The following is a 25743-nucleotide window of genomic DNA, read 5'->3' as shown; positions in this document are numbered from 1 at the left end:
GGGGAGGATCTGGTCAGCAGATCAAGATGCTCCCCCTCTGGGGGAGCTGTCGCGGAGCGACTGAGGGGGCCGCCGAAGGCGGCTAGGCCCCGGCCAACTCACTCGCCGTCATCGCCTTGACGCCGATCTCCCCAAGCCCCGTCAGCAAACGCCGCAGGGCCGAGATCCGGAACGGCTGGCCCGTCACGTACGGCGTCAGGGTGAAGCCCAGCACCCGCCCGCCGAACCGCTCGGCGTCGTCGGCGAGATAGCTGGCGGCCTCGAGCACCTGACCCGCCCATTCGTCCTCGGTCTGGCGGCGGTCGATCATCAGCGATCGGTCGTCGAGTTCGTTGGACAGCGGCAGGCCGATCACCTCGCCGGCGTCGGTAGTCATCGCCACCGGAACCTCGTCCTGCTCCCAGTCGAGGCAGATGTCGAAGCCGGCGGCGCGGATCAAGTCCAGCGTGGCGAACGACTGCTGCCGCGCTGGGCTGAGCCAGGCGCGCGGCTTCAAGCCCGCCGCGTCGAACCGCGCCCGCACCTCGGCCACCCAGGCGGCTTCGGTCTCGCGATCCAGCCCGCCCCAGTGGATGTGGGTGGTCGAGAGACCGTAAGCCGCGATCTCGTGGCCGTCGGCCTGGATCGCCTCGATCAGCGGCTTCAGCCGCTCCAACTGGTCGGCGTTGATCGGGAAGGTCGCCTTCAGCCCCGCCGCCTTCAGGGCGTCGAGGATGCGGTAGACGCCCACCCGGTTGCCGTAATCGCGCGTCGTGTAGTGGCGCAGGTCCGGATAGGGGGTGACCATGGCGCCGGGGTGCTTGAACGGCTTGCCCGGCGGATTGAGCGGATGGTGCTCGATCGGCACGACGATCATCGCCGCCACGGCCGCGCCGCCCGGCCAGGAGATCGGGGCGCGCGCGGTCGAGGGGCGCCAGGCGTAGCGGTCCTGGTCCATGCCGTAGGACCGGTGGGGATAGATCAGGTGCTCGTCAGGCAGCGGCATGGGCAAACCCCGTTCCCGGCGTGGCCAGGCCGCGCGCGGCGATGTCGGCGACGGTCTGGTCGAAGTAGTTGTCGCGATAGTGCTGAGCGATCTCGCGGGCCGTGGTGATCCACACCTCGTCGTGACCGGCGATGTGGCGCAGGGCGTCCTCGAACGGCCGGATGCGGTGCGGCTGGCTGACGAGATAGGCGTGCAGCGGGATGCACATCACCGTGCCCGACTTTTCGCCCTCTTCCAGCAGCTGGTCGAAGTGACGCTTGAGCACGTCGGCATAGCGCCAGGGGCTCATCGACAGCGCGCCGTAGGTGATGACGTCGTTGACCTCGAGCGAATAGGGCATCGAGATCAGCTTGCCGCTCTTGGCCTTCACCGGCTGGGGCTGGTCGTCCTGGAAGAGGTCGCAGGTGTACCAGAAGTCGTTTTCGGCCAGCAGGTCGAAGGTCTTTTCGGTGTGGGTCAGAGCCGGGGCGAGGTAGCCCCGGATCCGCTGGCCGGTGGCGGCCTCGACCGAACGGATCGAATCCTCGATCACCGCCCGCTCCTGGGCCTCGTCCATGCCGTAGGAGAAGCGGGTGTTGTAGATGCCGTGGCTGAAGAACTCCCAGTTCCGCGCCACGCAGGCCTCGATGATTTCCGGATGGTGGTCGAGCAGGCCCACCGACAGCGAGATCGAGCCGCGCATGCCGTACTTGTCGAGCAGTTCCATCAGCCGCCAGTGGCCGACCCGGTTGCCCCAGTCGCGCTGCGAGTAGCCGACCACGTCCGGCGACGGCTTGGGCCAGCCGGGACGCTGCGGGTTCTTCGGCGGATCGAACTCGTAGTATTCGATGTTGGGCGCGATCCAGAAGGCGAGCTTCTTGCCGCCCGGCCAGACGATCTTGGGCCGGTCGCGATAGGGCCAATGGTCGTAGAGGTTGGGATCGGCCTGCATCTGACGCTCCACTCAGCCGGCGGCGTAGGCCGCGCCGGTCTCGACCATTTCAGCAAGGCCGATGCGGTCGTTCACCCCGCCCATGTCGATCATCCGCTCTGCGAACGGACGGGTCGCGCCATTGGCCTTCAGGCTGGCCAGGAAGGCCTCGGCCGTCGGCACCAAGGCGCGCACCAGAGCCCCGGGCGAGATCACCAGCTTGAAGCCGATATTGCCCAGCTCCGTCACGTCGAGCAGCGGCGTCTTGCCGCCCTCGACCATGTTGGCCAGCAGCGGAACCCGGCCTGCGAAGGCATGGGCGATGGCGCTCATCTCGCCCAAGGACCGCGGGGCCTCGACGAACAGCACGTCGGCGCCGGCCTCGACATAGGCGTGGGCGCGGTCGAGCGCGGCCTCGAAGCCTTCGACGCCGATCGCATCCGTGCGGGCGATGATCAGGGTCTGGTCGCTGGCCCGGGCGTCGAGCGCCGCGCGGATCTTGCCCGACATCTCCTGGGTCGAGACCAGGCCCTTGTCCGACAGGTGGCCGCACTTCTTGGGGAAGGTCTGGTCCTCCAGCTGGATGGCCGAGGCCCCCATGCGCTCGAAGATCCGCACCGTGCGCTGCACGTTGACGGCGTTGCCGAAGCCGGTGTCGCCGTCGACGATCAGCGGCAGGCCGACGCGCTCGGACACCCGACCGACCACGTCGGCGACATGGTCGAACGACACCAGGCCGATGTCGGGCCGGCCCAGCTGGGTGTAGGCGATTGAGGCGCCCGAGAGGTAGATGGCCTCGAAGCCGGCCTGCTCGATCAGCAGGGCCGAGAGGGCGTCGTAGGCGCCGGGGGCCAGCAGCGGCGTGTCTTGGGCGAGGCGGTCGCGCAGGCTCATGCGGCGGCTCCCTTCAGGCGTCGTTTCAGGTGGGGGATCAGGCCGCCGTCGTCGATCATCGCCATCAGGTGCGGCGGGATCGGCGTCAGGGCGTAGGTCTTGCCCGTGGTGATGTTCTCGAGGCGTCCAGCGACCGGATCCAGAAGGATCCGATCGCCGTCCGTCATCTCGCCGACCTGGGGAAACACGAAGGCCGGCAAGCCGAGGTTGATGGCGTTGCGGTAGAAGATGCGGGCGAACGAGGTCGCCAGCACCGCAGAGACGCCAAGGAGTCGAAGGGAGACGGCCGCCTGCTCGCGCGACGAGCCGAGGCCGAAATTCGCGCCGGCGAACACCACGTCGCCGGGGCGTACACTGGCGGCGAAGTCTGGCGCGATGGCCTTCAGGCAATGCTGCGCCAGCTCGGCCGGCGGCAGCTTCATCAGGTTGCCCGGGGCGAGCAGGTCGGTGTCGATGGCGTCGCCGAAGACGAAGGCGCGGGACATCAGGCGGCTCCCGTCAGATAGGGGCGGGGATCGACGATGCGGCCGGCCGTCGCGGCGGCCGCAACGGCGTAGGGCGAGCCGAGATAGACGTTGGCCCCCGCATGGCCCATCCGGCCCTGGAAGTTGCGGTTGGTCGAGGAGATGCAGGTCTCGCCCTCGGCCAGGATCCCCGCGCCCATGCCGGCGCAGGCCCCGCACCCCGAGGGCATCAGCACCGCGCCGGCCGCCAGCAGGGTCTCCATCACGCCTTCGCGGGCGGCCAGTTCCGCCGTGCGGGCCGAGCCCGGGGCCACCAGCAAGCGCACGCCCTGCGCCACGCGGCGACCCCGCAGCACGGCGGCGGCCATCCGCAGGTCCTCGATCTTGGCCCCGACGCAGGCGCCGATATAGGCCTGGTCGATGCGGACCTGTGCGAACTCGCTCGCGTCGCGGGTATTGGCCGGCGAGTGCGGAGCGGCGATCTGCGGCGCCAGATCCGAGGCGTCGAAGCGATGGACGGCGGCGTAGGTCGCATCCGGATCCGAGTGCAGGGCCAGGGTCGCCGCCTCGTCCGTCACCGGCGCGCCGCGCGCGGCCAGATAGGCGAAGGTCGTCGCGTCCGGCGCCACGACCCCGGTCTCAGCGCCCAGCTCGGCGGCCATGTTGGCCAGCACCATGCGCTCGGCCATCGGCATGGCCTCTACCAGGGGACCTGCGAATTCTACCGCCTTGAAGGCGTTGTCCATGCCCAGTTCCCGGCACAGGAACAGCATAACGTCCTTGGCGGTCACGCCTGGCTGGAAGGCGCCGGCCCACTCGACGCGAATGGTTTCCGGCACGGCCAGCCAGGTCTCGCCCGTGGCGGCGATGGCGGCCATGTCGGTGGCGCCATAACCGGCGGCATAGGCCCCGAAGGCCCCGGCCGTCGGCGTATGGCTGTCGCCGCCGGCGATGAAGGCGCCCGGACGGATCAGGCCGTGCTCGGGCAGGACGAGGTGGCAGATGCCGACCATGTCGAAGAAGCTTGAGACTCCATAGTCGCGGGCGAAGTCGCGCGTCCCTTTCAGGATCGCCGCCGATTCCGCATCGACGGCCGGCACGTAGTGGTCGGAGACGATGGCCACCTTGGACGGGTCCCACAGGCCCACGCCCAGCTCTTCCAGCAGGGGACGCCAGCGGCGTGGGCCGCTGCTGTCGTGCGCGAAGGCCAGATCCACCTTGGCCGTGACGAGGTCGCCGGCGCGCACGCTCGGCAGGCCCGCGGCCTTGGCGATCACCTTCTCGACGAGCGTTCGTCCAACCAACCTAATCGCCTCCCGGTCAAATCCAGCGGCGACCGGGGTAGGCGCGGGGCCCCCGGCTAGAAAGGCGGAAGTTCAGATCAATTGCTGTGCGGTCATTTCCGGCCGCCGGAGGACTACGATGCCCCTCGACGCCGCTCGTACCATTCCCGCCTTCGACTGGAAGGACCCGCTCGCCCTCGACGCCCGCCTGACCGAGGACGAGCGCCTGATCCGCGACGCCGCCCGCGCCTACGCGCAGGAGCAACTGCTGCCGCGCGTGGTCTCGGCCTATGCCGACGGCCGCTTCGATCGGCAGATCATGACCGAGATGGGCGAGCTTGGCCTGCTCGGTTCGACCCTGCCGGAAGAATACGGCGGCGCGGGCGTCAGCCACGTGGCCTACGGCCTGGCCGCCGCCGAGATCGAGGCCGTCGACAGCGGCTATCGCTCGGCCATGAGCGTGCAGTCCTCGCTGGTCATGTACCCGATCTACGCCTTTGGCTCGGAAGAGCAGAAGCGCAAGTGGCTGCCGGGCATGGCGCGCGGCGAGCTGATCGGCTGCTTTGGCCTGACCGAAGCCGACGGCGGTTCCGATCCCGGCTCGATGCGCACCGTGGCCCGCGAGGTCGATGGCGGCTACGTGCTGAACGGCGCCAAGATGTGGATCACCAACAGCCCGATCTCCGACGTCGCCCTGGTCTGGGCCAAGCTCGACGGCGAGATTCGCGGCTTCCTGGTCGAGCGCGGAACCGAAGGCTTCACCACCCCGAAGATCGACGACAAGCTCAGCTTGCGCGCCTCGATCACCGGCGAGATCGTCCTGCAGGACGTGCTGGTGCCGGCTGACGCCATCCTGCCGAACGTCAAAGGCCTGCGCGGTCCGTTCTCGTGCCTGAACAAGGCCCGCTACGGCATCGCCTGGGGCGCCATGGGCGCGGCGCGGTTCTGCCTGGAGACCAGCGCGGCCTATGTGGCCGATCGCGTCGTGTTCGGCCGTCCGCTGGCCGCCCGCCAGCTGATCCAGAAGAAGCTGGCCGACATGCAGACCGAGATCGCCCTCGGTTTCGAAGGCGCACTGGCGCTGGGCCGTCGCCTCGACGCCGGCGACTGGGTGCCGGAAGCCATCAGCCTGCTGAAGCGCAACAACTGCGGCAAGGCCCTGATCATCGCCCGCGAGGCCCGCGACATCCACGGCGGGGCCGGCATTTCCGGCGCCAGCCACGTCATGCGCCACGCGGCCAACCTCGAAACGGTCAACACCTACGAAGGCGCGGCCGATGTCCACGCCCTGATCCTGGGTCGGGCGATCACCGGCCTGGCGGCGTTCTGAGGAGCGGGGCGATGAAGCACCAGACCATCCGCGGCAAGATCCTCTACACCTCGCGCAAGCCGGGCCGCGAAGGCCAGGAGCGGGGCCGCGAGCACTTCTCCATGACCCGCCACACCGACGGCAAGGTCACCATCCGCGCCCAATGCGAGATCGAGGAGCCGGATCCCACCGTCCTGCGCGACGCCGTCTATTCCCTCGACGAGCGCAACCGGCCGATGGACTTCCACCTGCGCCTGACGGTCGGTGACAAGTTCATGGGCTCGGGCTGGTTCCGCTTCGGCGAGGACTTCATCGAGTGCGAAAGCTACGGCCCGTCGATCGGCCGCCTGTCGCAGCGCGTGCCAATGAACGGCCATTTCGACGGCTTCGGCACCCACCCGATCATCGGCGACGCCTACATGTGCAAGGTGATGGATGTCGCCAAGGGGCCGCACAAGCGCAAGCTGCGGGTCTTCCTGCCCTCGGTCGATCACCGCGGCGCCACCCCGCCACAGATCGTCGAGAGCGGCATCACCCTGGAGTATGTCGGCGACGAAGAGGCCACGACGCCCGCCGGCACCTTCGCCTGCCGCCACTTCCGCTTCCTCGGCGAGGACGGCGGCATGGTCAGCAAGGACGGCGAGCACCCGACCTACGACATGTGGGTCACGGCCGACGAGGACTCGCTGTTCGTGAAGGGCGGCGTCGGGGGGTACATGCAGACCTGGTACGAGCTGGTGGAGTTGGAGCGGTAGGGCGTTCGCGCGCCTGCCCGAGCCGATAACAGTTTGCTTCCCTCGCCCTTGTGGCGAGGGCCCATGTCGGCGACCGCTCAGACCTTGGCCTTCCGGTCTAGGTCTGAGCGGCTGAACGATGGATCCTGGGCACAAGGCCCAGGAAGGCGATCTATTCTGAACTTACGGCGCTAAGCGGTTTTCACCGCTCCGGAAACACCGGCTTGCGCTTCTCCAGGAACGCCGAGCGGCCCTCGATGAAATCCGGGCCCGACACCGAGGCGACGAACGCCGCCCGGGTCGCCGCATCGTCCTCGACGGCGCCGGCGAGGATCGCCCGGATGGTCGCCTTGATCGCCCGTACGGAGCGCTGCGACGCCGCCGCGATCTCTGCGGCCTTGGTCGCGACGGCGGCCGGAACATCCGCTTCAATCGCATCGATCAGGCCCAGCCGCAGAGCCTCCTCGGCCCCGAGCAGGCGTCCGGTGAACAGGATGTCCTTGGCCGCCGAGGCGCCGACGGCGTCGACCAGGCGCTTGGTGTCTTCCAGGCTGTAGGTCAGGCCGAGCTTGGCCGGGGTGATCGCCAACCGCGCGTCCAACGCGGCGATCCGCAGGTCGCAGGCCAGTGCCACGGCCAGGCCGCCGCCGACGCAGGCGCCTTCGATGGCGGCCAGCACCGGCTTTTCCAGGCCCGCGATCGCTCCGATCCCGGCCGCGATGGCGGCGTTGTAGTCAGCGGCGCTCTGCGGCGTGGCGTAGACCGCCTCGAACTCGCCGATGTCGGCCCCGGCCGCGAAATGTCCGCCACGGCCGGTCACGACCAGCACCTTGGCGTCCGAGGCGGCGAAGGCCGCGCAGGCGTCGGGCAGGGCGCGCCACATGGCCAGGGCGATGGCGTTGCGCTTGGCCGGCCGGTCGAAGGCCAGGGTCGCGACGTCGCCATCGATGGTCAGGGTCAGCGCCCCGTCGGCGAAAGCGGTCATCGGAAGGCCTCCGGAACGGCGGCTGAAGGCAGGGTCTCGGACAGCCGTGCGGCCAGCGCTTGGGTAGCGCCGTCGGCCATACCGATCACCTGCAGCGACGGCGGCAGGCCGTCGGCTTCGCCGGCCGGCAGGGCGAAGGCCGGCGCGCCCAGCACGTTGCCCAGCGCCGTCAGGTCGGCCTGATTGGCCGGGACCGCGCCGCCGAAGGCAAAAGCCTGCTGCGGCGTGGTCGGCGTGAGAAATCCGGCATAGGGCGCTATCGCAGCGAGGATTTTCCGTCTGCTTTCAGTCAACAGGCGATAGGCCTTGGCCAGCTTGGCCGGCGTCTGGCGCGCGCCCCAGGCCAGCAGTGATCGCAGCTCCGGCGTGAAGCCTTCCGGATCCAGGGCCAGGGCGCGACGATGCTCGACGCCGCCCTCGACCTCGCTGATCAGCAGGCCGGCGCGGCGCAGGGCGCCCAGGTCCAGATCGTCGATCCGCAGCTTCTCCAGCCGCCAGCCGGCGCGGGCCAGGTCGTCCAGCGTCTTAGCGAAGCCGTCGGCCACCGCCGGTTCCAGCTGCACCAGGCCGTCGAGGTCGAGCACAGCTAGTGGCCGCTCGTCCAACGTCGTCGGCGCATCGACGCCGCAGGCCTGGGCGATCAGGGCCGCGTCGGCCGCCGAGCGGGCGTGGACGCCTACGTGGTCCAGCGTCCAGGACAGGGCCGTGACCCCGTCGGTGGCGATCGCGCCCAGGGCCGGCTTGTAGCCCACGACGCCGCAATAGGACGACGGCAGCCGCACGCTGCCCATGGTGTCGGTGCCCAGGGCCGCCGCGCACAGCCCCGCCGCCACGGCCGCCGCCGAGCCGCCCGACGAGCCGCCGGGGGTGAAGCCGGCACGGTGCGGGTTCTCGCAACGACCCAGGAAAACGTTGTCGTTGGTCGCGCCCAGCGCGGCCTCGTGCATGTTCAACGTGCCGAGGATCACCGCCCCGGCCGCCCGTAATTGGGCCACGCAGGCGGCGTCGGTCGGCGCGACATTGCGGGCGTAGGCCTTGATCCCGGCGCTGTGGACCAGCCCCTCGACGGCGATGTTGGCCTTCACGCCGATCGGCGCGCCGTCGATCGGCGACAGCGGCGTTCCGGCAGCCCAGCGCAGGGCGCTTGCCCGGGCTTCGGCGCGGGCGCCTGCGGCGTCCAGCTCGACCACGGCGTTGATCGCCGGGTTCAGCCGCTCGATCCGCGCCAGATACGCCTCGGTCACGTCGACGGGGCTGACGCCCGCCGCGTAGAGCGCCGGCAGGCCCGCCACGCCGGCCGCGACGATGGGGTCGGAGAAGCCCGCCACCTCAGTAGCGCTCGTCGATCAGGCGGATCGGCTTCTGGCGCACGTCGATCTGGGTCAGGCCGGCCGTGGCGCCCTTGGGAGCCAGCTCGATCTCGACCTCGATGCCGATCTTGCGCTTGAGGATCTCGCCGTAGAAGCTTGCGATATCTCGCCATTCGGACGTGTCGGCCGTGGTCTCGGCGGTCACGGCGAAGCTGTCGCGGCCGGCAGCGTCGCGGCGGGCGCGGCAGATGAACTCGCCCGCGAAGGCCGGCGCGTGCTCCAGCATCGCCCCCACGCCCTGCGGGAAGATGTTGATCCCGCGGATCTTGACCATGTTGTCCGAGCGACCCAGGAACCCCTCGATGCGCTGGAACACCACGTCGATCGACGACGGTTTCGGAATCGCCCGGGTCACGTCGTGGGTGTTGAAGCGGATCAGCGGATAGAGGTCGTCCTTGAACAGGCAGGTGACCACCATGTCGCCCAGTTCGCCGGGAGCCACGGCCGCGCCGGTGTCGATGTCGCAGATCTCCAGGTAGTGGGCGTCCTCGTGCACGTAGAGGCCGTCGCGGTCAGGGCCTTCGCCGGCGATCAGGCCGGTGTCGCCGACGCCGTACCAGTCGAAGCACTTGGCGCCGCCCCAGGCCTTCTCCATCGCCGCCCGGTCCTCGCGGCCCAGGTGCGCCGAGATCAGCCGCACGGGGATGTCGCGGCCAGGCTCGATGCCCATTTCCAGCGCAGTATCGGCCAGCTTCTTCAGATAGTCGCCGAAACCCACCAGCACGGTGGCCCCGAAGCGCTTCATCACCTCGACCTGCTGGGCCGAGCGGGTCTCGACCCCGGTGCCGGCCGACAGGAAGGTCGCGCTGGTCCAGCGGGTCACGGCCTCGCGCACATAGTGGCCGCCGTTGATCATGCCGTGGCCGTAGACCGAGTGGATCACGTCGTCCGGCCGCAGGCCCTGGAACTGGTAGTTGCGGGCCAGCATCAGGTTCTGCACCTCGCGGCTCTTAGGGCCGAACAGCAGCACTTGCGGCGAACCCGTGGTGCCCGAGGTGGTGTGCAGCATCACCGGCGGCCGCTGGCCTTCCGGATAGCCCTCGAAGCCGGCGAAGTCGCCGAACGGGGGCTGGCGCTCCAGCGAGTCCATGATGTCGGACTTGTCGAAGCTGGGCAGGCCCGGCAGGTCGTCCAGCGAGCGGATGTCGCCGGGCTGGACGCCCGCCGCGCCCCACAGGCGCTGGTAGAAGGGCGTCTTCCAGGCGCGATCGACGCAGCGCAGGAACAGGCGGTTCTGCCGCCAGCGCAGCTCGTCGCGGCTGGTGGTGGTGGCGAACTGGGTGAAGGCCTCGCCGATCGGGTGGTCGGCGACGAGGGCGGGGTAGTCGAGCGACTGCCAGTAGGTCTGGTGAGACATGAGAACCTTGGGGGAGAAAGCTAGCCGCCGCTGGCGAGGAGGAAGACCTCGCGGGCGTCGGCCAGGGTGTCGAAGCGGTCGAAGAGGTCGGTCAGCGGGGCGTGGACGGCCTCCATGCCGACGAAGGCCAGGCACGAGCGGGCCTTTTCCAGGTGTTCGTCGCGGCTCATCGGGAAGTCGGGCGAGCCCAGCTGGGCGGTGACGTCGAGCACGATCTCGCGGCCGTCCTTCAGCTTGGCGACAGCGCGGGCCGGCACGAAGGCGGCGGGATCGGGGTTGCCGTCGCTGTCGACGACGATGCGGGCGGCCAGGGCCAGCACGTCCAGCTCGTTCAGGCGCTGCGGCGTGTAGTCGTCCAGGCCCACCCGGCCGCGGGTCAGCATGACGGCGGCGAGGTAGGGCAGGCAGAGGCGGGCGTAGGCCGTGTCCATCTCCGGCTTGGCGATGCGGCCCACCAGGTGGCGGATCAGCGGCGGGGCCGAATAGGTCAGGCTTTCGAGATCGGCGGGTGAGACGCCGTGCTCGGTCTTGAGCTTGCTTACGGCCACGAGGCCCCCGTGACAGGCGCGCCCCGTGGGGAAGGGCTTGCAGGAGACCTCGGCGATGCGGCGGCGGCTCGGCAGGTCAGCCAGCACCGGCCCGAGGTCGAAGCCGGCCTCGAACAGCGGCAGGTAGCCGAACGGTCCCTCCAGCCAGTCGCGCGGTCCGGGTAGGCCGGCCTGCGCAATGTCGATCGCTTGCAGGGCCGAGCGGGCGGCGGCGGCGATCTGGACGGGCAGGGCGGGCTTGCCCTCGGTGTGGGCCTGCATGGTGCCGCTGCTGAAGGCCAGGGCGTAGCCCATGGCGTCCAGCGCCGTCTCGCGCGGCAGGCGCTTCAGCCGCGCCAGCGCCGTCGTCGCCCCGAACACCCCCGCCGTCGCCGGCCGGAAGAAGCGCAGGGCGGTCGTGGCGGCCACGCCCAGGGCGATGGCGACGTCGACGCCCGCGACCATGGCCGCCAGCACCTCTTCGCCCGAATAGGGACCCGAGCGGTCGAGCTCGGCGATCAGGGCCGGCACGATGGTCGGCAGCGGATGCAGCACGGCCTTCTCGTGGACGGAGTCGTACTCCTGGCCGTGCAGCTGGAAGGCGTTGACGAAGGCGGCCTGGGCCGGCGGGATGCGCACGCCGGGCCTTCCGAGCACGAGGCCCGCGCCTTCACCGCCCCAGCCGCGCGAAGCCGCCAGGATGGCGTCGGAATAGGCCGCCCCAGCCCCGGCCGCGCACACCGCCACGGCGTCGTGCAGCAGCCGGCGGGCGTCGGCCTGGACGGCGTCCGGCAGGGCGTCCCAGCGCAGGGAAAGGGCGTGGTCGACGAGGGCTTCGGCGGCGATCATGCGGCGACGCTAGCAGCGGCGCCGGCCGCCTTCGGACGCGGCGTTCGGGTTTGCGCGCACAGCGGACAACGGCGCTGCTGTCCGCCAGTCGGCCAAACGCGAAATCCCCGTCCCGCGCGGGCGGGACGGGTTCAGCCTTCTCTGTGCGGACTATCGGGGGATCGTCCGCAAGCCGGGAGAGCCGCCATGCTGATGCGTGTTCTGTTGCTGCTGACCAGCGCGTTTCTGCTGATGGAAGCCGGACCGATGCTGCTCGACCAGATGGAACGCGAGCGGACGGAGTCCTGACGTCTTCCTCTTCCAACTTGCCCGTCGTCCCGGCGCTCTGGTCGGGACGGCGGGCTTTTGGAAGGGGGAGGCTAGCGCCTCTTGGGAGCGTGGCGGACGCCGAAACCGCTGACACTTTCGGCTGCCACGCTCTAGCGAGCCAGCCACCCCGCAGGGCCCGCGCCCAGCGCGGGCGGGACCGGGTCGATCACCGCCGGCTCGTTGCTGAACAGGATCGGCGTGCCGACGATCTCATTGCCGTCGGCGTCGCGCGACAGCATGCCCCGCGCGGCCAGGGCCGGATCGTCGAAGGCTTCCTTCAGCGTTCGCACCGGCGCGAAGCAGACGTCACGGCCCTCGAACCAGGCTTCCCATTCAGCCCGCGTCTTGGTGCTGAAGGCCTCGCGCAGGAAGGCCCGGAGCGGCTCCTGGCCGGGGCCAGGCTGAAGCTCGGCATAGGGCAGCAGGTCCAGGCGATCGAAGCCGGCCAGGAGGTTGCGGGCGAACTTCACTTCCGAGCCGCCCAGGCAGATCCACTGGCCGTCGGCGCATTCGTAGAGGCCGTACATGGCGTTGCCGCCCCACGAGCGCTCGTCCTTGGGAACATGGGCCTCGCCCGTGGCGAAGATCTTGCCGGTGACGTTGGGCGTCCATGCCAGCACGCTGTCGTACATGGCCACGTCGACATAGTCGCCGAGGCCCGTCTTCTCCCGCCGCAGCAGGGCCATCAGCACGCCCGAGAGCGCGGTCAGCGAGGCCAGGGCGTCGGCGGCCGGCATGTTCGGCGGGGTCGGCTTGCCGTCGAAGCCTTCGCTCAACGACACCATGCCGGCCAGGGCCTGCACCGCGATGTCGTGGGCCGGCTTGTCGCGATAGGGGCCGGTCTGGCCGAAGGCCGAGATCGCCACATAGACGATGCCAGGATTGCGCGCCTTCACCGCTTCGTAGTCGAAGCCCAGGCGCTGGATGACGCCGGGCCGGAAGGCCTCGACCACGACATCGGCCTCGGCGGCCAGGTCGAGCAGCAGGGCGCGGCCCTCGGCGGACTTCAAGTCCACCTGCAGGCTGCGCTTGCCGCGGCTGGTGTTGCGGAACCAGACGCTCGTTCCGTTCTTGCGATAGCCGATCTCGCGGGCCGGATCGCCTTCGCCGGGCGGCTCGATCTTCAGCACGTCGGCGCCGTGGTCGGCCATCATCAGGGTCAGCATCGGCCCCGGCAGGAAGAACGACAGGTCGAGGACGCGGACGCCTTCCAGCTTCACGAGATCGCTCCCAGCACTTCGTCTGTGTGTTCGCCGAGCTTTGGCGCGCGAGCACCGGGCATCCGCTCGCCGTCGATCTTCACCGGGCAGGCCAGCATCGCCAAGCCTTCCGCGCGGTCAGGATGGGCGACGACGTCGCGCATGCCGACCTCGGCCACGAAGGGATTGTCCAGCGCGTCCATCATCTCGAGGATCGGCGCGAACGGCACCTTGCCGCCGAGCAGGGTTGTCCACTCGGCCGTGGTCTTGGTCCCGAACAGGACGTCCATCGCCTCGCTCAGCGCCGGACGGTTGGCGTGGCGGCTGGGGATGTCGGCGAAGCGCGGGTCGGCCTTCAGCTCGGCGGCGCCGGAGAGATCGCACAGCGCCTCCCAGAACTTCGGGGTCTGGCACATGACCAGGCCCCAGCCGTCGGCCGTCTTCACCGCCTGCGACGGGGCGATCGACGGGTGGGCGCCGCGTGGCAGGCGTTGGACCTTGTAGCCCTCGTTCATCGCCCAGACGGCCGGATAGGACAGCTGGTGCAAAGCGACGTCGAACAGCGAGACGTCGACGTCGCAGCCTTGCCCCGTCGTCCGCGCCGACAGCAGGGCGCTGACCACGCCGAATGCCAGCATCGTCCCGGTCATGAAGTCGACCATCGACACGCCCAGCCGGGCCGGCGGCGCGTCGGGCTCGCCGGTCAGGCTCATGAGCCCGGCCTCGGCCTGCATCAGGTAGTCGTAGCCCGGCCAGCCGGCCCGGCTGTTGCCGCGCCCGTAAGCGGAAAGGTGGCCGCAGACGATGGCGGGGTTCACGCCCTTCAGGTCGTCATAGGTCAGCTTCATCTTGCCCGGCTGGTCGCCGCGCAGGTTGTCGACCACCATGTCGGCGGCCGCCACCAGACGCTCGAAGGCCGCGCGGCCCTCGCTTGTCTTGATGTCCACGGCGATGGACTTCTTCGACCGCGAGAAGGTCTGGAAGAACTGGCTGTCGGCCGTTCCCAGAAAGAACGGGCCGGTGGCGCGGCTGACGTCGCCGCCCATGGCCGGGGCCTCGATCTTGACGACCTCGGCGCCCAGTTCGGCCATCAACTGGGTGGCGTAGGGGCCGGCGCCGTACTGCTCGACGGCCAGCACCTTGATCCCGGCCAGCGGGCGACGCACCTGACCAGCCATCAGACCGGGTTCCGGGCCACGAGCTGGCGGGCGATGATGATCCGCTGCATCTCGTTGGTGCCTTCGCCGATGCACATCAGCGGGGCGTCGCGGAACAGCCGCTCGATCGGATATTCCTTCGAATAACCGTAGGCGCCGTGGATGCGCATGGCCTCGGTGGCCACGTACAGCGCCGTTTCCGAGGCGAAGTACTTGGCCATGCCGGCTTCCATGTCGACGCGCTCGCCGCGGTCGTAGGCCTTGGCGGCGTCCTCGACGAGCAGCTCCGAGGCGCGAGTCTTGGCCCCCATCTCGCCGAGCTTCAGCTGGATGGCCTGATGCTGGGCGATCGGCTTGCCCATGGTCTTGCGCAGCTGGGCGTACTTGACGCTTTCCAGCAGCGCGCGCTTGGCGATGCCGACCGAGCGGGCGGCGACGTTGATGCGGCCGATCTCCAGGCCGCCGGTGGCCATGACGAAGCCTTGGCCCTCTTCGCCGCCGACGAGGCAAAGCTCGGCGTCGCAGCGATAGTCCTCGAAGATGAACTCGCCGCTGTCGATGCCCTTGTAGCCGAGCTTCTCCAGCTTGCGGCCGTTCGTGACGCCGGGGATGGGCGCGCGGGTCTCGGGATTGATCTTCGGGGTGATGAGCATGCTCATCCCCTTGTGGCGGGGCTGGGCTTCCGGATCGGTCTTCACCAGCAGGGCCGAGACATGGCCCTCGATGGCGTTGGTGATCCAGGTCTTGGTCCCGTTGACCACGTAGTCGGCGCCGTCGCGCCTGGCGACGGTGCGGATGCCCTGCAGGTCGGTGCCGGCGTCGGGCTCGGTCAGCCCCAGGCACCCGCGCATCTCGCCGCTGGCGAAACGAGGCAGCCAGAAGTCCTTCTGCTTCTGCGTGCCGAACTTCTGGACGACCATGGCCATCATCAGGTGCGAGTTGAAGACGCCCGTCAGGCTCATCCACTCGGCGCTGATCTTGGTGACGATCCGCGAATAGGTCAGGGCCGATAGCCCCAGGCCGCCGTATTCCGGGTCGATCAGAGCCCCGAACAGACCCAGTTCCTTCATGTCCTCGACCAGGGCATGGGGATACTCGTCGTCGTGCTCGAGCTGCATCGCCACGGGGGCGACCTTCTTCTCCAGCCACTTGTCGATGGCGTCGAGGATGGCGCGTTCGTCGGCTTCCGAGATCTCGCTCATCCTAGTAGTTCCCGACCTTGTCCTCGACGGCGTGGCCGCGCGCCGGGATCAGCATGTTGCGCTTGAAGGTGCAGACGACCGTGCCGTCCTGGTTGATGCCCGTGGTCAGGATCGTGACGATGCCCTGGCCGGGGCGCGACTTGCTCTCGCGCTTGGCCAGCACCTCGCTCTCACCGTAGATCGTGTCGCCAGCGAACACCGGGGCGCTGAACTTCACCTCGTCCATGCCGAGGTTCGCGATGGCCTTCTGCGAGACGTCGGTCACGCTCATGCCGATCAGCAGGGCCAGGGTGTAGGGGCTGACCACCAGGTTCTTCTTGAACTCCGAGGCCTTGGCGAACTCGGCGTCGAAGTGCATCGGGTGGGTGTTCAGCGTCAGCAGCGTGAACAGGTGGTTGTCGTACTCGGTCACCGTCTTGCCGGGGCGGTGCTCGTAGACGTCGCCGACGATGAAGTCCTCGAAATAGCGGCCGAAGGTCTCGCGGTAGCGCTGCGGACCGACCTCTTTCCAGTTCTGCGACATGGGGGAGTCTCCTAAGGTCTAAGCGCGGCAGGAATTTCCCGAAGGGAAATTCCCACCTAAAAATTGAGCGTGGCGGACGCTGAAACCGGCATCCACTTTCAGCTGCCACGCTCCAGAACGCGCCGTGCGGCGCGGATGACCGGCAGTTCGATCAGCTTGCCGTCCAGCAGGGCGGCGGCCCCGCCGGCGGCGTCGAAGGCCTCGACCACGCGCCGGGCGCGCTCGATCTCGGCGGGCGAGGGGGTGTAGGCGGCGTTCACCGCGGCCACCTGGGCCGGGTGGATGCAGGACCGGCCGGTGAAGCCCAGGGCCTTGGCCCGCAGGGTCGAGGCCGTCAGGTCGTCGGGATCCGAAAGGTTCAGGTGCGGCACGTCCAGCGAGGCGACGCCGGCGCGGGCGCAGGCGGCGACCAGGGTGCCCCGGCCCAGCAGCAGGGCGTCCCAGTCCATGGTCGAGCCAAGGTCGGCCGACAGGTCCGCTCCGCCGAACAGGGCGCCGGCGACGCCCGGCGCGGCGCAGATCTCGAAGGCGCGGCGCAAGCCCTCGGCCGACTCGACCACAGGCCACAGCGGCAGGCCCGGCAGGATCTCGCCGGCGGTCAGCAGGTCTTCGGGAGCTGCGACCTTGGGGATCATCAGGAAGTCGGGGCGGGCGCCGCTCTCGGCCAGGGCCACGAGGTCCTTCAGGCCCTCCAGCGTGCGCACGCCGTTGATCCGCAGACCGACCATGGTGGTGCGCGGCGCGCTGAGGAAAGCGAGGGCGGCGGCGCGGGCTTCGGCCTTGCCGGCCGGCGGCACGGCGTCTTCCAGGTCGATGCAGACCGCGTCGGCGCCGGCGTCCAGCGCCTTGCCGAAGCGGTCCGGGCGCGTGCCGGGCACGAAGAGCAGCGAGCGATAGGTCATGATCGGCTGAGCCGCCCGTGTCGTTGAAATGTCAGGACAATCGCCCTGGCCGTCAATCGCCGATCGGGACCCCTTGCGCGAACGCCTCGGCGATCTTTCTCCGACAGGCGATCCAAACGCCGTCGTGGGCGGCGACGTGATCCAGGAACTTGCGGAAGGCGCCGATGCGGCCCGGACGGCCGATGATCCGCAGGTGCAGCCCCAGGCTCATCATCCGCGCGCCGACCTCCTGGCTCTCGGCGTGCAGCTCGTCGAAGGTGGCCACGGCGTAGTCCAGCCAGTCCTTGGCGGTCAGCGACGGGGCCAGCCAGAACTTCATGTCGTTGGAGTCCATGGCGTAGGGCAGGATGACCATCGGCTTGCTCTGGCCGTCCGAGGTCTCGACACGGTCCCAGAAGGGGAAGTCGTCGGAGTAGTCGTCCATGTGATAGCTGAACCCGGCCTCGGCCAGCAGCCGGCGGGTGTGGTCGGTGTGCAGGTAGCGTGACAGCCAGCCCGACGGACGGGTCCCGATCGTCTGTTCGATCGAGTCGGCGGCCTTGGTGATGAACTCGCGCTCCTTGGCCTCGTCCATCCAGAACTGGTGGGTCCAGCGATAGCCGTGGGCGGCCACTTCGTCGCCGCGGGCGCGGATGGCGGCGGCCAGGTCCGGGGCGCGCTCCAGGGCCAGGGCCGCGGCCGTCCAGGTGGCCTCGACGCCGTGCTGGTCGAGGATGCGCAGGATGCGCGGCGCGCCGGCCTTGACGCCGTACAGATAGTTGCTCTCGCTGCCGTGCATGCGCATCGGCTTCTTGGGTACCGCGCCCAGTTCGTCGACCGGCTCGGGGCCCTTGTCGCCGTCGCGGATGTTGTGCTCGGCGCCTTCCTCGACATTGACGACGATCGACAGGGCCAGGCGAGAACCGTCCGGCCAGCGGAAGTCGTCAGGTGCGGGCATGGGGGCTTTCTCCAAGAGGCGAACAGTCTGAGCGCGGCGCTCGCGCCCATCGGGGCGGCGATCCAGCATGCGGCTTCAATCTTCACGGCGGCGCTGGAGCCGCAACGGAGGGAGCGCTTCATGGCCGTCACGCGGATTGTCGCCCTGTTCAACCTGAAGCCCGGCGTCACCGCCGCCGACTACGAGGCCTGGGCCAAGGAACGCGACCTGCCCACCGTCAACGGCCTGGCCTCGATCGACAAGTTCGAGGTCTTCCGCTCGGCCGCCCTGCTGGGGACGCAAGACTCGCCGCCCTACCAATATGTCGAGATCATCGACGTCGCCGACATGGACGCCTTCGGAGGCGACGTGGCGAGCGAAACGATGCAGGCGATCGCCGCCGAATTCCAGGCCCTGGCCGACCCGATCTTCATCGTCACCGACAAGGTGGGCTGAGCATGACGGGACGTTTCGCGGGCAAGACGGCGGTCGTCACCGGGTCCGGTCGGCGCGGAGGCCTGGGGGAGGCCATCGCACGACGCCTGGCGCAGGAGGGAGCGGCGGTTGTCGTTTCCGATCTTGGTCGCCCCGTCGATCCTTCCACGCCAGCCGGGATGATCGGCGGGACCGAGGAGATGGAGGCGATCGCCGCCGATCTGCGCCAGTACGGCGGGTCGGCCAGCACCCAGCCCTGCGACGTGCGTCGCTGGGAGGAGGTCCGGGCGCTGGCCGACCATGCCAAGGAAACCCACGGCTCGCTCGACATATGGGTCAACAACGCCGGCATCGGCTACATCATGAAGCCGCTGATGGACGTGCGGCCCGAGGACTGGTCGGCGGTCATCGACGTCAATCTGACCGGCGCCTTCTTCGGCCTGAAGGCCGCCGCCGAGGTGATGATCGGCCAGGGCAAGGGCGGGCGCATCGTCAACATCGCCAGCCAGGCGGCCAAGTCGGGCTTCCCGCACGCCCAGGCCTACACCGCCTCCAAGCACGGCCTGGTCGGCCTGACCCGCTCGGCCGCCATCGAGCTGGGCGCGCACCAGATCACCGTCAACAACGTCTGCCCCAACCACGTGACCACGGGGCTGGGCGCCTGGCAGAACGAATACTTCGCCAAGGTCACCGGCGCGGCCTCGGTCGAGGCCTACCTCGCCGCCATGGCCGCCCGCATCCCGCTCGGCCGCCCCGGCAAGGCGGAAGACACCGCCGACGCGGTGGCCTTCCTCTGCTCCGACGACGCCAAGTACATCACCGCCGAGAGTTTGAACGTCTCGGGGGGCGAGGAGCCGCACTGAGGGGCTTTGCCCTCATCCGTAAAATCCCCGCGAAAGCGGGGACCCAGGCTTTTTCTGAAACCCTGGGCGCTCGACGATAAAACACCTGGGCCCCCGCTTTCGCGGGGGGGTTACGGTTTGGGGCGCGAGCAAACAGAGACCCTGCCGCCGAGTGACGTCTCTCAATACGCCAGCCGCCCCTCCAACTCCCCGAACGGAACCATCACGTTCGCCCGAAACCCCAGCCGCGCCTGTAGCCGCTCATACCAGGCGACGACGTTCGGCACGTCGGGCCGGTCGATCTCCAGCCCGAAATAGCGATAGAGCGCCGTGCCCGCCGGAATGTCGGCCAGGCCGATCTCGTCGCCACCCAGCCAGGGCTGCTCGGTCAACACCTGGTCCAGCAGCCGGAAATACCCCACGCACCGCGCGATCGCCGCCTCGACGCGCGGCAGGTCCCGCTGCGCCGGCGGCGTGCGGTAGAAGCCCCAGAACACGCCGTTGAGGAAGTCCGGCTGCAGGCTGGCCTGCGACCAGTCCATCCAGCGGTCCTGCCGCGACCGCGCCGCCGGATCGTCCGGCCACCAGCGCTCGCCGCCATGGCGGGCCGCGAGATAGCGCAGGATGGCGTGCGACTCCCAGACCACGACGCCGCCGTCGTCGATCACCGGCGCCCGGCCGTGCGGATTGCGCGCCAGGAAGGCCGGATCGTCCAGCCCGCCGAAGCCGCCGCCGGCCGGAACGTGCTCGTAGGTCAGCCCTAGCTCGTCGGCCAGCCACAGCACCTTCTGCACGTTGAACGAGTTGCGGCGGCCCCAGATGGTCAGCATGTCGTCCTCCCCCTCGAGCATCAAGGAGTGTGAACCGCGGGGCTGGCAATGCCGGGCGCGCTACAGCTTCACCGTCACCTTGCCCATCGACTTGCCCGAGTTCAGCCAGTCCACCGCATCGTAGATCGCGCCGACGCCCTCGAAGGCCGTGTCGTCGGCCACGGCCTTCAGCTTGCCGGCCGCCTTCAGCGCCGCGAGGTCGGCCCGGGCCGCCGGCCAGTGCTCGGTCAGCAGGCCGTTCATGAAGCCGCGAATCGAGGCGGCCTTGTAGTAGAGCTTGTGGGCGATGCGCGGGGCGCTGACGATCTCGGCGCCGCCGTCCATGTCCTGGGCGACGCCGGCCACCACAAGGCGGCCATGGCGGGCCAGGTTGTCGGCGAAGGCGTCGAAGATCTCGCCGCCCACGGTGTCGATGGCCACGTCCAGGGCCTCGGGGAAGTCGCGGGCCAGGGCGGCGGCGACCGGCTCGGCGCGGTAGTCGATCACCGCGTCGGCGCCCAGGCTCCGCACGAAGGCCGCCTTCTTCGGCCCGCCGCAGACGGCGACGACCTTGCAGCCGTGGGCCTTGGCGATCTGCACCAGGATGTGGCCGAGGCCCCCGGCCGCCGCCGAGATCGCCACGGTCTCGCCGGGCCTGGCCTGGCCGATCTGGTGGAAGGCGACATGGGCCGAGGCGCCGGTCGAGGCCAGGATCAGCGACTCCTGGTCGGCCGCCGGAACCTTCACGAAGGTGCTGGCCGCCGCGATGTTCATCTCGCGATAGCCGCCGCCGAAGCGCACGCTGGCCACCGCGTCGCCGACCGCCAGCTCGGTCACGCCATCGCCGACCGCCTCGACGATCCCGACCGCCTCGACGCCCATCGGCATCGGCGGGGAGACCTTGACGTAGCTGACGGCGTTGCGGGCGATCTGCACGTCGAACAGGCCGTTGATCCCGCACCAGGCGTTGCGCACCGCCACCTCGCCGGGACCGGGCGCGCGCATCGGGATCTCCACCACGTCGGCGGCCTCGCGCAGGGTGCGGGCGAAGCGGCGCAGTTCGAGGGCGCGGTAGGTCATTGCGGGGCTCCGAGGCCGAGGACGCCGGGATTGATCAGGCCCTGCGGATCCAGCGCGGCTTTCACCGCCTCCAGCAGCGCCCGGGAGGCTTCGTCGAGGCTGTCGGCATAGGGATAGACGCGGCCGATCTGCAGGTGACCGGCGCCTTCGGCCTGGAAGATCGCCATCACCCGCGCGCGGGCCTGGCTGACCACGGCGAAGGCGGCCGGGTCGTGCGGCAGGGCCGGCAACTTGGCCAGCAGGTGCGGCTCGATCGTCGCCTCGTGCAGAGCGTGGCGGGCGCCGGGCCAGTAGAAGGTAGGCTCGATGACGAAGGCGTTGGTCGACAGCGCCGTGAACATGAAGGCCGTGTCGATGCCATGCTCGGCGAAGGCGGGCGCCATCTCGGCATAGACCGCCTCGATCGCCGCGTGGATCGCGACGGCGCGCGACAGCGGCGCGACGCACTGCAGGGTCGCCCACCGCTCGCCGCCGGGACCGAGGATGGAGTTGGCGGCCGGGAACGGCTGGGCGCGGATGATGCGCGGGATGCTGTTCTCGATCTCGCGGCCATTGAAGCGCCCGGCGATGGCCTTGGCTTGCGCGAGATCGGCCTCGACGCCGGCCTTGCTGCGGCCTTCGCAGATCACGTGCAGCGGATAGTCGTGGGCGCCGACGAAATCGCGGCCGGCCAGGGCCACCTTGGCGGCGGCGACGGCGCCCTTCAGCAACGAGCCTTGCTTGGCGGCCACGTCCTTCAGCACCTTGACGTCGCTCAGCAGCGACGAGCGGCGCAGGCGCACCTTGGTCAGGTTCGGATCGAAGCCGCACAGCTCGCTGGCGATCCCGGCCCGGGTCATCTCGGCCATCGCCTCGATGATCGAGGCGGCGTCGGTGAAGGCGAAGGAGGCGTAGGCCTCGTTGGCCGGCCGGCGGATCAGGCGCAGCGTGACCTCGGCCTTGATGCCCAGCGCCCCGCAGTCGCCGCCGAACAGACCCGTCAGGTCGGGCCCGTAGAAGCGCCAGAACGGATGCTCGCCGTCCTTGCCGCGCGCGCCGGTGCGCAGGATGCGGCCCTCGCCCGTCACTACGGTCAGGGCCACGACGCTCTCGCTGGTCGTGCCGTAATGGCCGGCGCCGAAGAAGGCGTTCTGCTGCGACAGCCCCCCGCCGATAGTCGAGGTCAGGCCCGACATCGGCCCCCAGAACGGCGCGCGCAGGCCCAGCGGCGCCAGGGCGTCGTCCAGCGTCTTCCAGGTGCAGCCGGCCTGGACGGTTGCGGCCATGTCGGCCGCGTCGATGCGCACGATCTGATCGAGCCTGGAGAGATCCAGGCTCAGCGTGCCGGCGCGGGCGGGGATATAGCCCTTTGTGTAGCTCATGCCGCCGCCGCGCGGGGCCAGGGCCAGGCCTTCGCGCGCGGCCAGGGCGGCCACGGCCGCCAACTGCTCCACGCTGGTCGGGGCGACCACGGCCAGCACGGTCTCGTCGGCGATGGCGAAGATGTCCTGGCTGTAGAGGACGCGAACGGCCTCGTCGTCGCGGACGCCGGTTTCGCCGACGATCTCCCGCAGGGCGGCGAGCGCGGAAGTTCGGCTGGTGGATGGATCGGATTTGGCGGCGGCCACGGGCAGGTCCGGAAAGCTAGGGTCGCCCCATCGATAGTCCCAACCGCGGGGCGGCCGGGCAGGGGGCGCAGGCTCTCTCCGACAGGCGGCGCCCGCCGGAGCGAAAGCCGACCATGAGCAAGACCCTGGAAGTCGTCCTCAAGCGCACGATCGAGGACGTGCCCGTCGCCGCCGATTTCGAGGTGATCGAGCGCGCCGCGCCGACCGAGGCACCGGCCGGCCAGCTGCTGGTGCGGGTGCTCTACCTGTCGCTCGACCCCTATCTCGGCTCGCGCTTCCGCGGCCGGCACATGGGCGAGCCGCGTCCGGCCCCGGGCGAGACCCTGCCGGGCTCGTCGGTCGCGCAGGTCATCGCCTCGGGCCATCCGGACTTCGCGCCGGGCGACCACGTGGTCGGCGACGCCGGCTGGGCGCAGGTCGGCCTGATGGACGCCAAGTTCGCCCGCAAGGTCGACGCCTCGCTGGGCGTTTCCAACCACCTGGGCGTGCTGGGCATGCCGGGCCTGACCGCCTGGGCCGGCGTCACCCAGCTGGCCAAGGTCGGCGCGGGCGACGTGTTCACGGTCGATGCGGCCGCCGGCAGCGTCGGCGGCACCGCCGGCCAGATCGCCAGGATCCTCGGCGCCAAGGCCGTCGGCATCGCCGGCGGGGCCGACAAGGTCGCCCAGGTGGTCGAGCGCTACGGCTTCGACGGCGCGGTCGACTATCGCAACGAAGGCTGGGTCGACGAGCTGAAGGCCCTGACCGACGGCGGCCCCACCGTTCACTTCGAGAACGTCGGCCTGCCGATCCTCAATCCGGTGTTCGGTCTGCTGAAGACCTACGGCCGCGTGGTGATCTGCGGCCTGTCGGCCCACTACCACGCCGACGGCCCGCCGCCGCAGTTCGGCCTGGGCCCCATCGTCGGCAAGCGCGCCGCCGTCATGGGCCTGGTGGTCTACGACTTCTATCCGCGCTGGAACGAGTGGGTGAAGACCGCCGAGCCCTGGCTCAAGGAAGGCCGCCTGGTGCAGGTCGAAGACCTGGGCGAGGGCATCGAGTCCGCCCCGGCCCAGTTCGAGCGCCTGATGAAGGGCGCCAACGCCGGCAAGACGCTGGTGAAGGTGGGCTGAGGCGCTCGCCTTCCAGACAACTCGTCATCCCGGAAGCCGCGCAGCGGCTATCCGGGACCTGGGGGCCGGCGCACCGCGTCGGCCCCTGTTCGTTTGCCGGCCGGGATGACGAGGCTAGTCGGATTAGGCCTTCCCGAACCGCGCATAGAGCGCCGCCGCCGCCAGGTTGAACGCCGCCGGGGCATAGGCGAAGGCCACGGCCACGCCGATCAGCGCCGAGCCCGGCTGGGCCGCGCCGGTCACCGCGAGAGCGCTGGAGAAGCCGAAGGCCGACAGGATGAGCCCCGTCAGCAGGGTGCCGCCCAAGGCGAAGCCGATCTTGTCGGCCCCGGTCCACAGCGCCGAGAACACGCCGGCCCGGCTTTCGCCATGCTCGGCCTCGTCCTTGGCGATGACGTCCGACAGCAGGCTGTAGCCCATCAGGCTCCAGCCCGAATTGAACAGGGCGAACAGCACCACCACGGCGTAGATCGCCGGCAGCGGCGCGCCGGCCATCACGCCCCAGGCGGCCTGGACCACGGCATGGCCCAAAGCGGCGGCGATGTAGACGCGCTTGCGGCCGAAGGCGGTCGACAGCCTGATCCACAGCGGCTGGGCGGCGATGACCACGGCGCTCATCACCAGCACGATCATGCCGATCTGAGTCAGGGCGTCCGCGCGGCCCATGTTGTAGCTGAGGAAGTAGACCATCGCCGCATAGCCCAGGCCCGAGCCGATCAGTTGCAGCACATAGGCGCCCAGCAGCGGGCGGAAGGTCGGGTCGGCCACGGCGCTGAGAATCGCCTTCAGCCGCATGGCCGGGGCGCCGGCCGCCTGCACCACGGGGCGCGGCGAGGCCAGGAAGGCGATCAGCAGGCTGACCGAGCACACCGCCGCCAGCACCAGCGACATCTGCGAATAGGCCGGCCGTCCGCCGCCCCAGGTCTGCACCAGCACGGGGGCCAGGGCGTTGCCGACCAGCAGGCCGATCGCCGAGAAGCCCATCCGCCAGGCCATGACCACGGTGCGTTCCTTGGGATCGTCGGACAGTTCCGTGCCGATCGCCAGGTAGGGCACCGAGAAGGCCCCGAACACGATCATGTAGACGCTGAAGGCGGCCGCCACGTAGCCGGCCTTCAACGCGGGGCTCCCTTCCGGCACGTGGAACAGCAGGATCAGCGCGGCCGGCGCCAGCAGCGCCCCGACCAGCAGCCACAGCCGGCGCGGAACCCGGGCCTTCCAGCGGTCCGACACCAGGCCCACCGTCAGGTCCGAGATCAGGCCCCAGAACAGCTTGGGAAAGAAGATCGCGGCCCCGGCCAGGGCCGGCTCGACACCCAGCGCGTTGGTCATGAAGAACAGCAGCAGCAGCGAGGGAGCGTCGCGGAACACCTGGCCGGCGATCTGGCCCGCGCCGTAGCCGGCGTGGACGAGCAGGGGCAGGCGGGGCGAGGGCGGCTTGGCGGCGGTCATGGCGCGGATCCGATGATAGGGATCGGCGACGCTAGGCGCGAAACGAAGGTTCAAGGGGGCGCGAGAGCCGGCGCCCGACTGTCGGACACTGACAGGTCAAAACAGCGTGCGGCTGCGCGAAGGCTCGGCGCCAGCCGCTTTCGCGGCCGTCTGGCGCGGCCATCCGGTTTCAGATCATTAGTTCTGAGAGAGAATGGTGGGTGTAGTAGGATTCGAACCTACGACCCGCTGATTAAGAGTCAGCTGCTCTACCAACTGAGCTATACACCCGTTCGCGTTTCGAAGTCGCTTTCGCGTCCCCGACGGCGAGGCGCGATACATACGCCAAGGCGCGGTAAGTGCAATCCACTTCAGAACATTAGGTGTGGATATATTCGTTGCATCTGAAGCCAGACGTACGGGCGCAGCAAGGGAACCCCGGAGGGGGAATTCTTTACTGGATCAAGTTTTGCGGAGAATGGTGGGTGTAGTAGGATTCGAACCTACGACCCGCTGATTAAGAGTCAGCTGCTCTACCAACTGAGCTATACA

Annotated in this window: 24 protein-coding genes and 1 tRNA gene; 5 read left to right on the top strand and 20 right to left on the bottom strand. The window is 69.6% G+C overall.

The window, feature by feature from the left end:
• Positions 1-82 precede the first annotated feature (82 nt).
• From AC1RRS_RS17255 to AC1RRS_RS17235, 5 genes are read right to left on the bottom strand one after another with little or no spacing between them, the layout of a single operon-like run.
• Positions 83-985, bottom strand: a complete 903-nt coding sequence (locus AC1RRS_RS17255) for a polysaccharide deacetylase family protein (RefSeq protein ID WP_492856183.1) — start codon at positions 983-985, stop codon at positions 83-85.
• Complete coding sequence (locus AC1RRS_RS17250) at positions 972-1916, bottom strand: polysaccharide deacetylase family protein (protein WP_492856182.1); 945 nt, start codon at positions 1914-1916, stop codon at positions 972-974. Before AC1RRS_RS17250 ends, AC1RRS_RS17255 begins: the two co-directional genes overlap by 14 nt.
• Before the next feature lie 12 nt (positions 1917-1928).
• Entirely contained in the window at positions 1929-2789 is an 861-nt protein-coding gene (locus AC1RRS_RS17245; RefSeq protein ID WP_492856181.1) for an isocitrate lyase/PEP mutase family protein, read from the bottom strand.
• Entirely contained in the window at positions 2786-3274 is a 489-nt protein-coding gene (locus AC1RRS_RS17240; RefSeq protein ID WP_492856180.1) for a LeuD/DmdB family oxidoreductase small subunit, read from the bottom strand. Before AC1RRS_RS17240 ends, AC1RRS_RS17245 begins: the two co-directional genes overlap by 4 nt.
• On the bottom strand, positions 3274-4557 hold the full coding sequence (locus AC1RRS_RS17235; RefSeq protein ID WP_492856179.1) for an aconitase/3-isopropylmalate dehydratase large subunit family protein: 1284 nt from the start codon (positions 4555-4557) through the stop codon (positions 3274-3276). Before AC1RRS_RS17235 ends, AC1RRS_RS17240 begins: the two co-directional genes overlap by 1 nt.
• 118 nt (positions 4558-4675) lie before the next feature.
• Here AC1RRS_RS17235 and AC1RRS_RS17230 point away from each other — a divergent pair, with 118 nt between their 5' ends.
• Both AC1RRS_RS17230 and AC1RRS_RS17225 read left to right on the top strand, forming a co-directional pair.
• A complete protein-coding gene (locus tag AC1RRS_RS17230) occupies positions 4676-5866 on the top strand; it encodes an acyl-CoA dehydrogenase (RefSeq protein WP_492856178.1) in 1191 nt (396 codons plus the stop codon).
• An 11-nt stretch (positions 5867-5877) separates the two neighbouring features.
• On the top strand, positions 5878-6600 hold the full coding sequence (locus AC1RRS_RS17225) for a hypothetical protein (RefSeq protein WP_492856177.1): 723 nt from the start codon (positions 5878-5880) through the stop codon (positions 6598-6600).
• A gap of 181 nt (positions 6601-6781) precedes the next feature.
• Here AC1RRS_RS17225 and AC1RRS_RS17220 read toward each other — a convergent pair whose 3' ends face one another.
• The 10 genes from AC1RRS_RS17220 to AC1RRS_RS17175 form a co-directional block, all read right to left on the bottom strand.
• Positions 6782-7564, bottom strand: coding sequence for an enoyl-CoA hydratase-related protein (locus AC1RRS_RS17220; RefSeq protein ID WP_492856176.1), 783 nt, complete (start codon positions 7562-7564; stop codon positions 6782-6784).
• Complete coding sequence (locus tag AC1RRS_RS17215) at positions 7561-8892, bottom strand: amidase (RefSeq protein WP_492856175.1); 1332 nt, start codon at positions 8890-8892, stop codon at positions 7561-7563. Before AC1RRS_RS17215 ends, AC1RRS_RS17220 begins: the two co-directional genes overlap by 4 nt.
• A 1-nt stretch (position 8893) precedes the next feature.
• A complete protein-coding gene (locus tag AC1RRS_RS17210) occupies positions 8894-10291 on the bottom strand; it encodes a phenylacetate--CoA ligase family protein (RefSeq protein WP_492856174.1) in 1398 nt (465 codons plus the stop codon).
• A gap of 20 nt (positions 10292-10311) precedes the next feature.
• Positions 10312-11667 carry an MmgE/PrpD family protein gene (locus AC1RRS_RS17205; protein ID WP_492856173.1) on the bottom strand — a complete coding sequence of 452 codons (1356 nt, stop codon included), beginning with the start codon at positions 11665-11667 and terminating at the stop codon, positions 10312-10314.
• A 419-nt stretch (positions 11668-12086) separates the two neighbouring features.
• Positions 12087-13196: a CaiB/BaiF CoA transferase family protein gene (locus AC1RRS_RS17200; RefSeq protein WP_492856172.1), complete on the bottom strand. Its 1110-nt coding sequence runs from the start codon at positions 13194-13196 to the stop codon at positions 12087-12089.
• Positions 13193-14353 carry a CaiB/BaiF CoA transferase family protein gene (locus tag AC1RRS_RS17195; RefSeq protein WP_492856171.1) on the bottom strand — a complete coding sequence of 387 codons (1161 nt, stop codon included), beginning with the start codon at positions 14351-14353 and terminating at the stop codon, positions 13193-13195. Before AC1RRS_RS17195 ends, AC1RRS_RS17200 begins: the two co-directional genes overlap by 4 nt.
• Entirely contained in the window at positions 14353-15534 is a 1182-nt protein-coding gene (locus AC1RRS_RS17190) for an acyl-CoA dehydrogenase family protein (protein WP_492856170.1), read from the bottom strand. The genes AC1RRS_RS17195 and AC1RRS_RS17190 overlap by 1 nt, the downstream gene beginning before the upstream one ends.
• A 1-nt stretch (position 15535) precedes the next feature.
• Positions 15536-16057, bottom strand: a complete 522-nt coding sequence (locus tag AC1RRS_RS17185) for a MaoC family dehydratase (RefSeq protein WP_101715660.1) — start codon at positions 16055-16057, stop codon at positions 15536-15538.
• A gap of 98 nt (positions 16058-16155) precedes the next feature.
• Positions 16156-16959 (bottom strand): HpcH/HpaI aldolase/citrate lyase family protein, encoded by an 804-nt coding sequence (locus AC1RRS_RS17180; protein ID WP_492856169.1) that lies wholly within the window; start codon positions 16957-16959, stop codon positions 16156-16158.
• A gap of 52 nt (positions 16960-17011) precedes the next feature.
• A complete protein-coding gene (locus AC1RRS_RS17175; RefSeq protein WP_492856168.1) occupies positions 17012-17896 on the bottom strand; it encodes a polysaccharide deacetylase family protein in 885 nt (294 codons plus the stop codon).
• Positions 17897-18016: 120 nt separating this feature from the next.
• Between AC1RRS_RS17175 and AC1RRS_RS17170 the strand changes: the two genes are divergently transcribed.
• Positions 18017-18331 carry a hypothetical protein gene (locus tag AC1RRS_RS17170; RefSeq protein WP_492856167.1) on the top strand — a complete coding sequence of 105 codons (315 nt, stop codon included), beginning with the start codon at positions 18017-18019 and terminating at the stop codon, positions 18329-18331.
• 2 nt (positions 18332-18333) lie between these two features.
• Positions 18334-19173: an SDR family NAD(P)-dependent oxidoreductase gene (locus tag AC1RRS_RS17165; RefSeq protein WP_110120242.1), complete on the top strand. Its 840-nt coding sequence runs from the start codon at positions 18334-18336 to the stop codon at positions 19171-19173.
• Between the two features lie 161 nt (positions 19174-19334).
• On the opposite strand, the gene AC1RRS_RS17160 is transcribed toward AC1RRS_RS17165, so the two are convergent.
• From AC1RRS_RS17160 to AC1RRS_RS17150, 3 genes are read right to left on the bottom strand one after another with little or no spacing between them, the layout of a single operon-like run.
• Positions 19335-19982, bottom strand: a complete 648-nt coding sequence (locus AC1RRS_RS17160) for a glutathione S-transferase family protein (protein ID WP_492856166.1) — start codon at positions 19980-19982, stop codon at positions 19335-19337.
• A 60-nt stretch (positions 19983-20042) separates the two neighbouring features.
• The gene (locus AC1RRS_RS17155) at positions 20043-21041 is read right to left on the bottom strand and encodes a zinc-binding dehydrogenase (protein WP_492856165.1); all 999 of its coding nucleotides are present in this window, start codon (positions 21039-21041) and stop codon (positions 20043-20045) included.
• Positions 21038-22648 carry an FAD-binding oxidoreductase gene (locus AC1RRS_RS17150; RefSeq protein ID WP_492856164.1) on the bottom strand — a complete coding sequence of 537 codons (1611 nt, stop codon included), beginning with the start codon at positions 22646-22648 and terminating at the stop codon, positions 21038-21040. The genes AC1RRS_RS17155 and AC1RRS_RS17150 overlap by 4 nt, the downstream gene beginning before the upstream one ends.
• A 113-nt stretch (positions 22649-22761) precedes the next feature.
• Here AC1RRS_RS17150 and AC1RRS_RS17145 point away from each other — a divergent pair, with 113 nt between their 5' ends.
• Complete coding sequence (locus tag AC1RRS_RS17145; protein WP_492856163.1) at positions 22762-23760, top strand: zinc-binding dehydrogenase; 999 nt, start codon at positions 22762-22764, stop codon at positions 23758-23760.
• 123 nt (positions 23761-23883) lie between these two features.
• Here AC1RRS_RS17145 and AC1RRS_RS17140 read toward each other — a convergent pair whose 3' ends face one another.
• The gene (locus AC1RRS_RS17140) at positions 23884-25212 is read right to left on the bottom strand and encodes an MFS transporter (protein WP_492856162.1); all 1329 of its coding nucleotides are present in this window, start codon (positions 25210-25212) and stop codon (positions 23884-23886) included.
• A 194-nt stretch (positions 25213-25406) separates the two neighbouring features.
• Positions 25407-25482 (bottom strand) — tRNA-Lys (locus tag AC1RRS_RS17135).
• Positions 25483-25743: the final 261 nt, after the last annotated feature.

This window comes from Caulobacter sp. GW821-FHT12A07, assembly GCF_058807655.1.
This window is presented reverse-complemented; position numbering and strand designations above follow the sequence as displayed.